Genomic DNA, 14918 nt, shown 5'->3' with positions numbered 1-14918 from the left:
AGCCCCGAAAGGGCCGTATGAAAGTTCCGTGCTTCGAGTTATGACCGAAAAGGCTAATACAGCATGAAGCCCCTGGATCTGACGCGTTTCGATCTCAACCTTCTGGTTGTACTTGAGGCGCTTTGGGCCGAAAGGCACGTCGGCCGCGCGGCCGAAAGATTGCATTTGTCCCAGTCCGCAACCAGCCACGCCCTATCGAGGCTGCGTACGGCTTTTTCTGATCAGCTTTTCATTCGTAACCCCCGCGGGATCGCGCCGACGCCGCTGGCCATCGAGTTAATGCCGAGAGTGGCGGCGGTGCTCGAGTCGATCAGGCTCGTCGCCAGTCCACGTGGCCCGTTCGATCCAAGTCGTTTGCAAGCGATGCTCTCAGTGGCGGCCACCGATCACGCCATATTGACCGTCATCGCCCCTGTTCTGGCCAAGATCCAAGCCGCTGCGCCGGACGTCGTGCTGAGGCTCAGGCCGGCCGATACCGAATCCGCTCTGCGCATGTTAGACGCCGGCGAGTTCGACATCGTGCTAGGGTCGGGCTCCTTTGCCCAGATCCCGCAGCGCTTTGATTGCCAGCTTGTCCATCAGGAGCGTTTCGTCGGCATCGCGCGCAAGGGCCACCCAGCTCTGGTCGAGCGAGGCAAAAAGCTGCACATGGAATTGGATGACTTCGCTCGCCTGCCCCACATTCTGGTCTCGCCGCGCGGCGATACACGGGGCCCTGTCGACGATGCGCTGGAGAACCTCGGTCGTACCCGCAAGGTGAACGTCACCTGCCCCAGCTTTCTGGCTGTTCCGTTCATGGTCGGCGCTTCGGAATCGATTGCCGTTGTTGCCGAGCGGGTCGCATTGCGGATGCAGGAGACCGCGCAGCTGAGCCTTTTTGAGGTGCCCTTGGCGCTACCAACCTGGGAGGTGCTCGTTATTCGAGCCCGAGGGCGCGCCAACGAGCCCGCCGTCGAGTGGATTACGAACATGATGATCACGGACTAAACATCGGCAGGGCTTGCCGCGGCCGGAGCGACCCGGGGTCATGAATCTCGTGCATCGACATGGTGTGTAAATGCCATTGGATCGAATGCCTCGGTCCTCCTAGAGTTCGGTGATCGTTTATTCAAGCCGCCAGGCGTACCCCATGAAAACAGAGCCCACCTTGGTCATGATCCCTTGTTTCGCAGGGGCCCCGTGGCAGCTTAACCAGTTGACCTACTTGCAGAGCCGCCCCATGCGTACCCTTCGTTTGCCGGACGACGTGTGCAATCTGGAAACGTTGGCCGACTTCATCGCTGACCAGGTGAAGGATCTCGAGAGCTATGTATTAGTTGGCGATTCGTACGGCGCGGTCTCCTCGATCGCGGTTGCGACGCGGCAGCCGAAGGGCCTTAAGGGTCTGGTGCTCTCTGGTGGCTTTGCCAGGAGTCCGATCACGTCGCCCTTACTCAAGACGCTGGCAGCGCTTGCACCGTTCTTCCCTGGGCCCTTTTACCGACAGACGACCCTTCGAGTCCACGCAGCGCAGTTGGCTTCGTCGTTTGATAAGAAGGGGGAGATCCCCTGGTCAACCGGAAAGAGTCACGCCCTCTTCGTCAAGGAGACGCCCCACAAAGCCTACGTCAACCGCCTGCGCTCGATCGAGAAGGTGGACTATACGGCCCTGCTGAAGAAAATCGAGGTACCCACGCTGATCCTGACTCCCGAGGAAGACAAGCTGATCGGCGAAGAAGCGGCGGGGATCCTCCTGAAAGGCATAAAGGGTTCGCAGGAAGTCATCATGCCGCGCACCGGCCACATGCTCAGGTTCTCGCATCCTGGCGCCTACTCTCTCGAGATTAGAAAGTTTCTGGAACAGGCATCGCTTTAAGCGTATGCATACGGCCGTGGATAGCGTTTCCGCTGGCAAGTTGCGCGCGCCTTCAACGCACTGACGGCTCGAATGTCCGGCTCCGGACACTTTATCTCGGCCCATCCAACTTCCGCAGTGGGCCACCTGCGGCCAATCACGAGCATTCGTGGAGGTCCGTTGATGATCCATAAGCAAACCTAATATTCGATCGTATGCGCTTCGACCGCGCGTCGGACACTAGCGCACTCGACCAAAGAGCGGAGATGCCAGGCTGGCGGCCGCGAGTTCGTTTGCAGCCGTCACAAGCGCAGGTCCGAGTGCCGTCATGCGCTTTTCCGTCAATCTGACGGCCGGGCCTGCAATGCTGATGACCCCTATCGCCGGGTAACCCCGTCGTTGGACTGGAGCGGCCATCGCCGTCATCCCCGGCGCAAACACCTCATAAATTGTTGCGTAGCCGCGGGAACGAGCAGCATCGACGAACCCCAGCAGCGCCTTCACGGTGGTCGGTGCGTTCGGGCCGTACTGCTTCGGCTGCCCAAACCCCTGGCGTGTCACCAATTCGAGCGCCCGCTCATCGGTCATGGTCATCATCCACGCGTGGCCGGTCGCACTGCACGACAGAATGGTATCCATGCCCATGTCCGGGTCGTACCGCAAGCCCTTCAGCGCTCCCTGCGACTTGGCAACCCACGTCAGCCTGTCTCCGTCGACGATCGCGAGCCGCACGAGTTCGCCGGATGTTTCCGCAAGACGGTCGAGCATGGTTTGCGCGATATCGATGATGCCGGACGTCGCGAGATAGCTGAGACCCAGCCCGACCAGCTTCGTGGTTAGCACATAGTCGCCCTGCTCGCGTAACTGACGCACATAGCCGCACTGCTTAAGATCGGCGAGCAGACGATGGCAGGCGCTACGCGGGATCTCAAGTTGATCCGAGATCAACGCGAGTGGCGTTCCTTCCATCTGTGTCGCCAGAAATTCGAGCACCGCCAGTGTTCTCTCGGTGACACCCGGCATGGAACCTCCCGTCAATTCAGTAGAACATGCATGATTGCATAATGCGGAACTAGATTCCAGTCTGGAACGCTGTCCCACTACCGCTGTTAATCTGTGCAACATGCCGTCTCGTCGAACGCTTCATCGCGCACACCGCATGAGACGCATATCAAAAGACGGACCACTCGCGGTCGACATGACAAGGTTTGCCGGCACGTGACACCGACACAGGTTTGGAACAGGAGACAACATGGATCAGCAATCGCACCTACCCGCGCAGCAGGCGATGCGCACGCGCGCAGTGACCGCGGCGGCGGTCGGGACCGCACTCGAATGGTTTGATTTCACGTTATATGGCGCGCTAGCCGCCACCGTGCTGCCCAACCTGTTTTTCCCCTCGATGGATTCGACCTCCGCGTTGTTGGCATCGCTCGCCACGTTCGGTGTTGGACTCGCGGCGCGGCCACTTGGCGCCATCATTTGCGGCTACCTTGGCGACAAGCTGGGCCGGCGCAATCTGATGCTCGGCACCGTCACCGTGATGGGTCTCTGCTCGATGCTGATGGGCTTGCTGCCGACCTATGCGAGCATCGGCGTATGGGCGCCGCTATTGCTGGTTGTGCTTCGCATCCTGCAGGGTTTCGCGCTGGGTGGGGAATCGACGGGAGCGCAGTTGATGGCGATCGAACACGCAAGTCCCGATCGTCGCGGCAAGTACTCCGGCCTGCTCGGCTTGTGCTCGCCGCTCAGTCAGATCATGGCCAACGGCGTATTGCTAGCACTTTCATCGACGATGTCAGCGCAGGCGTTCGACGCGTATGGCTGGCGCATTCCGTTCGTCCTGAGCTTCATTCTCGTGATCGTCGGTATCTACATCCGGCTTCGAGTCAGTGAGACGCCCGCGTTCGTCGCGCTCCGTAAAACCGAAGTAGCCCATGTGGGCAGCCCGTTGCGCGATGCACTGCGCCTTCACTGGCGAGTGGTGCTGCGATGGATGTTGTTCTTCTGCGGCCCTGCGGCGATCTTCTATCTGATCGTTGTGTTCTCGTTGAGTTATGTCACGAAAACGCTGGGCGTGCCGAAACAGACGGGCTTCCTGCTGTTGATGGGCGCGAACGTGTGCGCCATCGTCGGCGCGCTGGCCGGCGGCATGCTGAGCGACCGTATCGGTCGCAAGAAAGCGCTCGCGATCGGGTCGATCGCAACTTTGCTCATGCTGTTCGTGTACTTTCAGATTCTCGATACGAAGAGTTTCGTACCCATGCTGGCTGCAATGGGCTTCTTTCTCGGATTCACCCAATTCCAGAGCGGCATACAACCTGTTGCATTCGCTGAGGCATTCCCAACCAACGTGCGCTACTCGGGCTCGGCGCTTGCCTATACCGGCGCCAATCTGGTCGCCGGAGGACCGATGCCTGTTCTTGCCGTCTGGCTCTTCGCGCTTTGCAATGGCTCGCCGTGGGGCGTCATCGCAGTGTGCGTCGTGTTCAACGTCATTTCGCTCATCGCGATCCTCACCGCCCCTGAAACGCTGGGTATCGACATGAACCGGGTCGACTCCGCGGAAGAAGTCATTGGTTCATCAGGGCACGCGCCCACTCAATCCCATTCTCACTGAAACGCAGGCAATGCTGATGAAACCACTTGTTTATGTCCTGAACGGTTCGAACCTGAACATGCTTGGCAAGCGCGAACCGCACCTGTATGGCACGACAACCCTTGCCCAGGTGAAAGAGCGTACTGAAGCCCTTGCGGCTGAGCTTGGCCTGGAATGCGATTTTCGCCAGACGAACCACGAAGGCGTGATGGTCGACTGGTTGCAGGAAGCCTTCGAAAGGGATGCGGCCGTCGTCATCAACCCAGCGGGGTTTTCGTTTGCGTCGATACCCGTTCTTGATGCAGTCAAGCTGATTCGCCAACCGGTGATCGAGGTGCACATCACCAACATCCATCAGCGGGAGGAACAGTATCGACATTCGCTGATCTCATTGGCGGCACGCGGCGTGATATGCGGCCTTGGTGTTGATGGATACCTGCTCGCCGTGCGAGCGGTCGCTGGCGCCATCCAGCGCGTACAAGTGTGACGAGGCGCTAACAGAAAGTTCGCAAACGTTACCTCGACCGGCGATAAGCTGGGTGAATAATGGCGAACTCTCAGACGGCCCTATCTTGTTGCTTCAGCCGAGTGGAATTTTCCCGGCGGTAGTATCCGGCCCGGTGAGACGCCTGATGCAGCGGCACGGCGCGAAATGGAGAAGGATATTGCTTTGCCATCCTACACATTACTCCCGGCGGGCAGCGCGTGCGGCATTTGGGACGGGCGAAGAGACTGGGTGCATTTCTTTGAACTGCACCTCGATTGCATGCCCGAGCCGCGGCTTGATAATCGTGAGATTGTCACCGCGCATCTGGCATCGCCGGAGGAATTGGGGGGCATCGCGTTGACGAAGGCGGTCACTGCGTATCTCGGCAGAGATTTCTGCTGTTGATTCGCCCTTTTCCGTTCGGGACATCTTGACGGGCCCTGGTGACGGGATTTGAATACTTCTCGAACGCCGAAAACCGCGCATCGGCCTGGTGATCGAGTTAAAAATTTCTATTTCCGGTCGGACATTGATTCACTCTGCCATTAGCGATACCCTTAAATCGTTCGTGGTCGTCGAGTGCTGGTCAACCCGGAGACAACCATTTCGTGAAGCTAGCGTGGGCTTTTTCCTGCATCCTCGCCTTGAGCGCGATCCTCGGCGGATGCGGCAAGACCGGATCGCAAAACGCGACGCAGGAACCGGGCGCATCCGCGAGTCAAGCGCCGGGTCAGCTTGGGCAGGCCGCGAGCAACACCCCCGCCGCATCGAGCGCGCAAGGGCAGAGCGCGCCGGTCACCGTTACCAAGGCTCAGTTGCCGGGGGAAGCAGCCGAAACACTGCGCCTGATCAAAGCGGGCGGCCCGTTCCCTTTTGGCGAGGACGGTGTCCTGTTCCGCAACAGCGCGGCATTGCTCCCGCAGCATCCGCGCGGCTATTACCACGCATACACAGTTCGCACGCCTGGCTCGGCGGATCGAGGGCAGCGCCGCATCGTATGTGGTGGACCGCGCAGGCAAACTGGCGACTGCTACTACACCGACGATTACTACGCCAGCTTCAAACGCATTGCAGAATAACTGGAGCCAATTAAAAACACCCCCGGGCCAGCTATAAAGCCGACGCCGGGGCATTGTGTTTTCAGAGGCCGCGCCGCGATGGCATGATCAGTGGCAGGGGCAACGGGGACCGTCTTCTGCGGCCTCTTCCCACTCGTATGCGGTCGACCCGCCACAGACCGCCATTCCAGCGGTCCCCGGCCCGGGGGCAGTTAGGCACCTGGTAACGGTCATTGAAATTCAGGCGGCTTGGGGCCGATTCGGGTCCGCGTGCGGTCGATCGATACCAGACAATAGCCAGCCGTCAAAAACCCTTCGCCTGCTTCATTCACTCAGACAGCGGACTTTTGCGCACGACCCTCCACCGCGTCATGCACGGCGAGGCAATGGCGCACCAGATTTGGCCGGGACAGCACGTACTGCTTCAGCGGCGTGTCGATCCCATAGAAGTAGATATTCGCGACAAACCCGTAGATGCCCGCATCGAGGCTCGCCGGCTGCGGGCCAAACACGAAGCCGCTGTCGCCGAGCAGGTCTGCGATTACGCCAAGGTCGCTGATGCCACGCGCATAGACCTGCTCGGACTCGTAGCGGCCGATGCCCTGATAGTAGTACCGCTGGCTGTTGTACGCCCTCGCGGCATCCAGTTCGGCTGGTGCGATCTGCGGATGTGTGGTCAGTAGCGCGTCCCGGAAGGTCGGCCAGAAGCGGTCGTCGCGCCAGCGGGAATAGCTCATCGGCCAGTACAAGTCGTCCAACGTGCGGCGAACCAGCAGGTCGAGGTTAAATTGGCCGGGCGAGAGTCCGTTGTCGATCGACGGCGAGTACTTGCGTTTGATGTGCGCCATGATCGCATCACTATCGCCAATCATGTCGGCACCATCGACGATGTAGGGTAACTGGCCGCGCGGCGCTTGTGCGGTATTGAGAACGTGCCGGTGCTTGAACGACAGGCGGCACAGTCGAAGAAATGCGAAGACTTTCAGTCCGAATGGATTGTTGTCCGCTACACCGAACAGATCCGGATACGAGTAGAGCGTCAGCATGTACTGCCTCCCGATGCGTTCATGCGACCGAAGATCAACCCCGAGTCGGGCAGCGGACTACCGACAAGTAGCCCCTTCCTCGACCCGTCTCATGTCAAACCGAGTGCCTACTGCTAAAAGCTACACCGCCATCACCGAAACCGCCTTGGTCACCAGATAGCCTTCCATGGCTTCCGGCCCCCCTTCCGACCCATACCCCGAATCCTTCACGCCGCCAAACGGCATTTCCGGCCAGGGCGCAGCAGGCTGGTTAATCCACAGCATGCCGACTTCCATCTGTTGCGACAGCAGATGCACGTTGCGGAACGACTTCGTGAACGCATAACCGGCGAGACCAAACGGCAGGCGGTTTGCCTCAGCGATCGCTTCTTCGAGCGTGTCGAAACCGCGGATCGCGGCGATCGGGCCGAACGGCTCGTTGTTGAATACGTCCGACTCGAGCGACACGTTGGTCAGGACGGTCGGTGCAAAGAAGTTGCCTTCCGAGCCCACGCGTTCGCCGCCTGTCTCGACCTTCGCGCCGGTCTTGCGCGCGTCGTCGAGCACCTTGCTCATCGCGGTGAGACGGCGGGCGTTGGCGAGCGGCCCCAGGGTCGTGCCTTCCGTCAGGCCGTCGCCGAGCTTGAGGCCTTCAGCGTGCTTGACGAGCGCGGTGGCGAATTCTTCGCGGATGCTGTTATGCACCAGAAAGCGTGTCGGCGAGATGCAGACCTGGCCCGCATTGCGGAACTTTGCGGCGCCCGCGGCCTTGATGGCCAGCGCCACGTCGGCATCTTCAGCCACGATGACAGGCGCATGACCGCCCAACTCCATCGTCGCGCGCTTCATGTGCGTGCCGGCCAGTGCGGCCAGTTGCTTGCCGACCGGCGTCGAACCGGTGAACGTGACCTTGCGGATCACCGGATGCGCAATCAGGTAGCTGGAAATCTCCGCCGGATCGCCGAACACGAGGCCGACCGTCCCAGCCGGCACGCCGGCTTCGACGAACGCCTGTAACAGCGCCGCCGGAGACGCCGGGGTTTCTTCCGGCGCCTTGACGAGGAACGAGCAGCCGCACGCGAGCGCCGCGCTCAGCTTGCGCACAACCTGATTGACCGGGAAATTCCACGGCGTGAAGGCGGCCACCGGGCCGATCGGTTCCTTGAGCACGGTTTGCTGAACCGCCAGATTGCGCGGCGGCACGATCCGGCCGTAGACGCGGCGGCCTTCGTCGGCGAACCACTCGATGATGTCCGCCGCGGACAGCACTTCGACGCGTGCCTCGGCGAACGGCTTGCCCTGTTCCTGCACCATCAGGCGGGCGATGTCCGAAGCGCGCTCGCGCACCAAGGCTGCGGCCTTGCGCATGGTCGTCGCGCGTTCGTTGGCCGGAATCTTGCGCCAGGCTTCGAAGCCGCGCTGCGCGGCCGCCAGCGCCCGGTCCAGATCGGCAATGCCAGCATGGGCCACCTTGCCGATGGCTTTACCGGTGGCAGGATTGATGACGTCGAGGGTTTTGCCGCTCGCAGCGTCGCACCATTCGCCGTTAATCAAGAGGCGCGTATCTGTATAGCCTGATGTGACCACGTTGTATTCCTGTTAGTTAAAGATCAGGCGTCACGCAACGCCAATTCGACGTGCCTCAGGCGCCGCACGATACGTTCGACGAACTCCAGCGTCACGTGAGGTAGCGCACGCTGGTTGGGTGTGATGATGCCGACGGTAAGTGCATTGACGTTCACGTCGTCGAGCGGCCTCCATACCACGTCACCGCGCGCCAGTTCGTCGAGGAAAGCCAGTTTGGAGAAAAATGAAATGCCGCGCCCTGACGCAATCAGCCGCTTGAGCAGCGTCGTCGAATTACACGTGACGCTCGGGTGCAGCGACTCCCAGTACTCGGGAAAGTCGGTCGTGACGACGCCCTGGATCGGCGATCGTCCTTCGAGCCGCAGAAACGCGTGATTGCGGCATTCGTCGAAGCTGATGCGCTCCGCCTTCGCTAGCGGATGGGACGATGCCATGACCACACCCGGCGGCAACGATACCTCGGTCACCACATCGAGCCCGGCGGGCAGCTTCGTAATGTACGTAATGCCGACGTCATACTCGCCACTCACGAGTCGCGTCGGTACGTCGTGCGGCGGCACCGCGGCGATCGAATAAGTGACAGCCGGATAGGCGTCCGAAAACTCCTCGACGGTCGCCGGCAGAAAATCGACGAAAAGCGAATCCATCGCCACCACAGACACGTGTCCCTTGCGCTCGCCCTTCAGGTCGTCAAGTTCGCTGCGCATCAAGTGGAAGTCGTTCAGCGTCGCGCGAATGTGTTGCAGCATGCGCTCACCGGCCGCGTTCAAGCGGATGCCGTTCGGCAGCCGGTCGAACAGTTCGGTCCCCATCTCGGCTTCGAGCTTCAGGATCTGCCGGTTGACCGCGCTCGACGCAACATAGAGGTTCTGCGCAGCCTTGCGGATCGAACTGCACCGAGCCACTTCGACAAAATACTTCAGGACATTCGCATGCATCGTGTTTTCTCAGTTCATCGGCCGCACCGTCCAGGCTGCGACCACGGGATGATCGCAGGCTACCTTGCCCACGTCGCATGCGCCACCCGGGGAACCGAGCGCACTCGCTTCCGGCCCGAAGAAATCCCGGTTCACGGCGGCGAACATGGCCTCCGACTGCGGGAGTTCTTCATCGTGAAAGATCGCCTCGGTCGGGCACACCGATACACACACCCCGCAGTTGATGCATTCCCCGGGGTGGATGTAGAGCGTGCGCCCGCCTTCGTAGATGCAGTCAACGGGGCAGCATTGCACACACGCACCGTCTTTGACATCGATGCAGGGCGACGTGATGACGTAGGCCATCAGCGTCCACTCCAGACCGGCTTGCGCTTTTCCTGGAAGGCGCGCACGCCTTCATTCGCGTCATCGGATTCCAGCGCGGCGACCAAGGCGGGCAGTCGCAGTGCCTGAGCGTCCGCCGGCGAGAGTGTGGAGGTGCGCTTGACCACTTGCTTGATCGCCTGCAGCGATAGCGGGGCACACGCGAGCAGCGCCTGAACCCAGCGGTCGACGGCGGTGTCCAGCTCGGCACGCGGCACGACTTCGTTGACGAGGCCCATGTCGAGTGCTTCGCGTGCCGAGACGCGGCGGCCGGTCATCAGCATCGCCATCGCCTGGCGGTACGGAATCTGGCGTTGCAGCAGGGTCATGCCGCCGTCGAGCGGCATGCGCCCGACGAGCGCTTCGGGCAGCCCGAAGCTCGCCTCTTCACAAGCGACCACCAGATCGCACCCCAACACCATTTCGAATCCGCCCCCCAGCGCATAACCGTTGACCCGCGCAATCACCGGCACGTTCAGCGTCTCGCGCAGCGCAATGCCGCCAAAGCCGCCTGGGCGTGGCGCCGCCCAGTATTCCAGGCCGCTCACCGACGGATTCTTCAGGTCCGCGCCGACGCAGAACGCGCGCTCGCCCTCGCCGGTCAGGACCACGACGCGTACGTCGCGGCTATGCTCGAGCTCGGTCCACACGCGTTGCAGTTCCGCTTCGGTGGTCAGGTCCACGGCGTTGAGTGCTTCCGGCCGCGCCAGCGTCACCGTGGCAACGTGCTGGTCGATGACAAGACGTACGCTCATACAGCCTCCGTGGCGACCTTGCCGCGCAATTGTTGCAGGACCTCTTCGGTATGCTGGCCGAGGCGCGGCGGCCCACGTCGCAAGCCGACCGGCGCAAGCGAGAGCTCGATCGGACTGCCGATGAAGCGCACCGGCTGGCCTTCGCCCTCGCCTTCCAGAATCAGTCGGTTATGCAGCGTCTGAGGATCGACCAGTGCTTCACGCAGATCACGCACCGGTGCGCACAGCAGGTCCTGCTCTTCGAGTCGCGCGAGCCAGAAATCGCGTGTGTTGCTCGCAAAGCGCTCCCGGAAGATGCGTTGCAATTCCGTCTTGTGAGCGAACTGCTGGTTGAGATTGCAAAAGCGCGCATCAACCGAAAGGTCTTCGATCTGCAGCGCGGTACAGATGTCGCGCAGCGGATTCGCCTTGAACGCTCCCACCAGTACCAGCGCACCATCCTGTGTATCGAAGACACCCGAGAGCGGCATCGCGGCCCAGTTCACTTCCGAGTCGGCCATCATGATCATGGCGGCTTCCTGCATCTGCATCGCAAGCATCGAGTTGTACAGCGACACGTTGACCTTCTGCCCCTCGCCCGTGCGTTCACGATGCAGCAGCGCGAGCAGGATGCCCTGCACCATGTGCATGCCAGCCGAATAGTCGGCGAGCGCTGTCGGGTACACGGAAATCGGCAGCGACTCATCCGCGCGACGCGCCATCACACCGCTCATCGCCTGGGCGAGCACGTCCTGGCCACCTTTGTGCGCATACGGTCCGGTTTCGCCGAATCCCGTGCCCACCGCGTAGATGACCCGCGGATTCAATCGGCGGCAGTCTTCATAGCCGACGCCCATGCGGTCCATCACGCCCGCGCGGAAATTGCTGACAACTACATCCGCGTCCGCGATCAGCGCCTTCAGATCAGCCAGTTGCTGCGCGTCGCGCAGGTCGAGTGCCACGCTGCGCTTGTTGCGATTCAGACTGCAGAAGATCGGATTGTCCGCGCCGGCCACCGGCTCGAACGTCGAGCGGCTCAAGTCGCCCGCGCCCTTTCGCTCGACCTTGATCACGTCGGCGCCGTAATCGGCGAGCATCTGCGTGCAGACCGGGCCCATCATGACCTGCGTGAGATCGACGACGCGTACGCCGGAAAGCGGCAGGTCAGCGGTCTTTGCAACGTTGTCGGCGACGCTCATGCGGCCTCCCGCTTCTGAATGTGTGCGGCAATCGACGGGACGTCGGCATTGCGGCCGGTCTGGTCGCCCGGATCGGCGCCTTGCGCACGCAAGGTCGTCTGCAGTGCGTGCACGTCGACATCGCGCACTCGCACGCCTGCATTGAGGGAGAGCGCGGCAGCCACACCGGCGGCTTCGCCCATCGCCATGCAAGGCGGGATTTCACGCGACATCTTCTGCGCCTGCGAGGTCGCCGAATAGTGACGGCCGGCAACCAGCAGGTTGTCGATCTGCTTCGGCAGCAACACGCGATACGGCATGTAGTAATCACGGCCACGCGCGATGCTGTCGTCGAAACGGGTACGCTGCGCGAGGTCATCCTTCGTCATCACATACTCGCCTTCGAGCAGGCGCGTCTGGCGCACGCCGGTTTGCGGCGCGACGTCGATCACGTAACACTGCTCGAAGCCGGGCAGCTTCTCGCGCACGAAATCGACCACCGCGTGAATGTGCTGCCGGCCCTGCACTTCCGCGCGTGTCAGGTCTTCAGGCTTGAGGCCGTCGAGACCGGCCATGTGCGGGCAGTTGCACCACACCACACCGGGCAGCGGTGTCTTCAACCACCAGTAGCCCCACGAGCCACCGAGAATGCGCTTGATCTGACGATCCAGTGCCGCAAACGCGTCGGGTTCTTCGGCTTCGAAACGCTCGGCCGCTTCCGTATCTACGCCGCCGAGTCGAAATACCGTCGTCGTGATATAGGTGCCGCCGACATGCGGCACGCCCGCCGACGCCGCAACATCCAGGTCCCCGGTCGCGTCGATCACCACGTCGGCGAGGATCGCTTCACGGCCGCTCTTCGTCTCGCAGATCACGCCCTTCACCTGACCGTCTTCGACCAGCGTGCGCGAGAACCATGAATGCAGACGCAACTTGATGCCGAGCGATTCCACCATCTCCAGCGCGACACGCTTCATCGCATCCGGATCGAACGCTGCGGCGAAACAGACCGGGTGAGGCGTCTTCTGGCTGTGAAAATCGAAGGTGCCCCAACGCCCCCACTTGCGATACGCAGCGGGATCTTCGCCCCACTCGTCCGAGCGCGGGAACATCGCCAGCTTGCGCGCCGCCATCCGTTCGATGAAGGTCATGCAGACACCGCGCACCGAAATTTCCTGCAGGTGGTTGTCCCACATGTCGTCGAGTACCAGCACCATGCCGCCGGATGCGAGGCCGCCCAGGTGGTTGTAACGCTCCAGCAGAATCACCTCGGCGCCGTTGCGCGCCGCCCCGATCGCTGCCGACAGTCCTGCGGGACCGCCGCCCACCACCACGACGTTTGCCTTGGCCGCAACGCGCACATCGCGCACGCTTTCCTGAATCAAATCGCTGATCATGTTCACTTGTCTCCTCTGAGAATTCGGGTGTTTCGTGTTCGGTTCAATGCGTGCTTTCGGGCTGCCATCTGACCACCAGGCGCTCGACAATCGCGATCACCAGGAAAAACATGCCGGACAGCACAGCGCTCATGATGATTGCCGTGTACAACAAGGCCGAATCGAAGCTGTAGGTCGCCTGAATGATCATGGCGCCGATGCCTTGCGTGGCGCCGATCCATTCGCCGACCACCGCGCCAATCACCGACATCGACGCGGCAATGCGCAAGGCGGAGAAGAGATAGGGCAGCGAAGCGTAGAGGCGCAGCTTGAAGAAGATTTCGCGCTTGCTGGCCGACAGGATCTGCATCAGTTCCATCGCCTGCGGGTTCACTGCTTGCAGCCCGCGAACCATGTTCACCAGCGTCGGGAAGAAGCAAACAATCGCGGCGATGGTGATCTTCGGCTCGAGACCGTTACCCATAATGAGGACAAGAATCGGCGCCTTCGCGACCACCGGAATCGAGTTGATCATCACCGCAACCGGATAGAAGATGTCCTGCAGCGTCTTGTTGTGCACGAAGACGGTGGCGATCAGGATCGCCGCCAGGTTGCCGAGCAGAAAACCTCCCACTGCCTCGATCGCTGTCGGCACCATGTTCTGCAGCAGCACGTCGCTCTTGCTGAAAAGCGTCTCCAGAACCAGCAGCGGTGACGGCGCGATAAACGGCTTCACATGAAAACCCGCCACCACCGCCCACCAGGCGAACAACAAGCCCGCGACGCCGAGTACCGGCAAGAGGCGCGCGCGCCACAGGCGCTGGCGGCGTTGCGCAAGCCACGCTTGCGCTTCAGGGTCGGCCGCTTGAGACGACAGGTTCAATTGCATTTCGGACGTGGTCATCAGCAGGTCTCCAGTACGCGCCGCAGATACGCAGCGAGTTCGACGAATTCACGGGTCTCGCGGATATCGAGCGTTCGGTCTTCTGGCAGTCCAACCGGGACGATCTCCTTCACACGCCCTGGGTTGGCGGCCAGCATTAGCACGCGCTGGCCGAGAAACGCCGCTTCGTAAATGCTGTGGGTGACGAAAAGGGTCGTGAGGCCCATCTCTTTCCAGACGCGACGCAGTTCTTCGTTCAGCCGGTCACGTGTGATTTCATCGAGTGCGCCAAAAGGCTCGTCCATCAGCAGGACTTTCGGGTCGCTGACCAGAGCTCGTGCAATCGCGACACGCTGGCGCATGCCGCCGGACATCTCGTGCGGGAAAGCGTCCTCGCGCCCCTTGAGGCCGACGAGTTCGAGCAGTTCACGCGGTGTCGCCCGGCCCGCACGCGCCTTGCCGCCCGCAACTTCAAGCGGCAACTGCACGTTCTGGATCGCCGTGCGCCACGGCAGCAACGCGGCGTCCTGAAACACGAAGCCGATGTCGCGATGCTCACGCGCGACACGGGGCGCCGCGCCGAGCACGCTGATCTCGCCGCGGCTCGGTTTGATGAGGTCCGCGACGACGCGCAGGAACGTCGACTTCCCGCAACCCGAGGGACCGAGGAGCGTGAGGAATTCGCCGGCCGCGACGTCAAGGTTCAAACCTTCGATCGCGGTGACGCTGCGCCGGTCAGTGAAAAAGCGCACGTTGATATTGCGGCAACTGATAGACAGATTGGTGTCTTGCAGCGCGCCGACAGACGAGCCGGACCCTTCCGCGCGCGGCGGATTCATAGTGGCAGCATGCATGG

At 61.6% G+C, this 14918-nt stretch carries 15 protein-coding genes and 1 pseudogene; 6 read left to right on the top strand and 10 right to left on the bottom strand.

The window, feature by feature from the left end; translation table 11 throughout:
- Nucleotides 1–63 precede the first annotated feature (63 nt).
- Both KHO31_RS11855 and KHO31_RS11850 read left to right on the top strand, forming a co-directional pair.
- Nucleotides 64–987, top strand: a complete 924-nt coding sequence (locus KHO31_RS11855; RefSeq protein WP_211623366.1) for a LysR family transcriptional regulator — start codon at nt 64–66, stop codon at nt 985–987.
- A gap of 142 nt (nt 988–1129) precedes the next feature.
- A complete protein-coding gene (locus KHO31_RS11850; protein ID WP_201108458.1) occupies nt 1130–1855 on the top strand; it encodes an alpha/beta fold hydrolase in 726 nt (241 codons plus the stop codon).
- Between the two features lie 219 nt (nt 1856–2074).
- Here KHO31_RS11850 and KHO31_RS11845 read toward each other — a convergent pair whose 3' ends face one another.
- On the bottom strand, nt 2075–2857 hold the full coding sequence (locus KHO31_RS11845; RefSeq protein ID WP_201084032.1) for an IclR family transcriptional regulator: 783 nt from the start codon (nt 2855–2857) through the stop codon (nt 2075–2077).
- A gap of 229 nt (nt 2858–3086) precedes the next feature.
- Between KHO31_RS11845 and KHO31_RS11840 the strand changes: the two genes are divergently transcribed.
- The 4 genes and pseudogenes from KHO31_RS11840 to KHO31_RS11825 all read left to right on the top strand — a co-directional run bounded on the left by KHO31_RS11840 (nt 3087) and on the right by KHO31_RS11825 (nt 5999).
- Nucleotides 3087–4454, top strand: a complete 1368-nt coding sequence (locus KHO31_RS11840; RefSeq protein ID WP_211623364.1) for an MFS transporter — start codon at nt 3087–3089, stop codon at nt 4452–4454.
- Nucleotides 4455–4470: 16 nt separating this feature from the next.
- Nucleotides 4471–4920, top strand: a complete 450-nt coding sequence (locus KHO31_RS11835; protein WP_201084033.1) for a type II 3-dehydroquinate dehydratase — start codon at nt 4471–4473, stop codon at nt 4918–4920.
- Nucleotides 4921–5016: 96 nt separating this feature from the next.
- Nucleotides 5017–5325: pseudogene (locus KHO31_RS11830) on the top strand (NUDIX domain-containing protein); the annotation flags it as partial.
- Between the two features lie 203 nt (nt 5326–5528).
- Nucleotides 5529–5999, top strand: a complete 471-nt coding sequence (locus KHO31_RS11825) for a ribonuclease (RefSeq protein ID WP_201087158.1) — start codon at nt 5529–5531, stop codon at nt 5997–5999.
- A gap of 311 nt (nt 6000–6310) precedes the next feature.
- On the opposite strand, the gene KHO31_RS11820 is transcribed toward KHO31_RS11825, so the two are convergent.
- The 9 genes from KHO31_RS11820 to KHO31_RS11780 form a co-directional block, all read right to left on the bottom strand.
- Nucleotides 6311–7024: a glutathione S-transferase family protein gene (locus tag KHO31_RS11820; RefSeq protein WP_211623362.1), complete on the bottom strand. Its 714-nt coding sequence runs from the start codon at nt 7022–7024 to the stop codon at nt 6311–6313.
- 120 nt (nt 7025–7144) lie between these two features.
- Complete coding sequence (locus tag KHO31_RS11815) at nt 7145–8590, bottom strand: NAD-dependent succinate-semialdehyde dehydrogenase (protein WP_211623361.1); 1446 nt, start codon at nt 8588–8590, stop codon at nt 7145–7147.
- 23 nt (nt 8591–8613) lie between these two features.
- Nucleotides 8614–9528: a LysR family transcriptional regulator gene (locus tag KHO31_RS11810; protein ID WP_201074792.1), complete on the bottom strand. Its 915-nt coding sequence runs from the start codon at nt 9526–9528 to the stop codon at nt 8614–8616.
- A gap of 9 nt (nt 9529–9537) precedes the next feature.
- Nucleotides 9538–9873, bottom strand: coding sequence for a ferredoxin (gene fdxA, locus KHO31_RS11805; protein ID WP_201074790.1), 336 nt, complete (start codon nt 9871–9873; stop codon nt 9538–9540).
- A complete protein-coding gene (locus KHO31_RS11800) occupies nt 9873–10646 on the bottom strand; it encodes an enoyl-CoA hydratase-related protein (RefSeq protein ID WP_201074788.1) in 774 nt (257 codons plus the stop codon). Before KHO31_RS11800 ends, fdxA begins: the two co-directional genes overlap by 1 nt.
- The gene (locus tag KHO31_RS11795; protein ID WP_201123078.1) at nt 10643–11824 is read right to left on the bottom strand and encodes a CaiB/BaiF CoA transferase family protein; all 1182 of its coding nucleotides are present in this window, start codon (nt 11822–11824) and stop codon (nt 10643–10645) included. Before KHO31_RS11795 ends, KHO31_RS11800 begins: the two co-directional genes overlap by 4 nt.
- Entirely contained in the window at nt 11821–13206 is a 1386-nt protein-coding gene (locus KHO31_RS11790) for an FAD-dependent oxidoreductase (protein ID WP_211623359.1), read from the bottom strand. Before KHO31_RS11790 ends, KHO31_RS11795 begins: the two co-directional genes overlap by 4 nt.
- A 37-nt stretch (nt 13207–13243) precedes the next feature.
- Nucleotides 13244–14083: an ABC transporter permease gene (locus tag KHO31_RS11785; protein ID WP_201074782.1), complete on the bottom strand. Its 840-nt coding sequence runs from the start codon at nt 14081–14083 to the stop codon at nt 13244–13246.
- Nucleotides 14083–14916, bottom strand: a complete 834-nt coding sequence (locus KHO31_RS11780) for an ABC transporter ATP-binding protein (protein WP_201074780.1) — start codon at nt 14914–14916, stop codon at nt 14083–14085. Before KHO31_RS11780 ends, KHO31_RS11785 begins: the two co-directional genes overlap by 1 nt.
- Nucleotides 14917–14918: the final 2 nt, after the last annotated feature.

The organism is Paraburkholderia domus (assembly GCF_905220705.1).
Lineage (GTDB): Bacteria > Pseudomonadota > Gammaproteobacteria > Burkholderiales > Burkholderiaceae > Paraburkholderia > Paraburkholderia domus.
The sequence above is the reverse complement of the archived record's forward strand: the minus strand, read 5'-3'. Positions and strand labels throughout refer to the sequence as shown.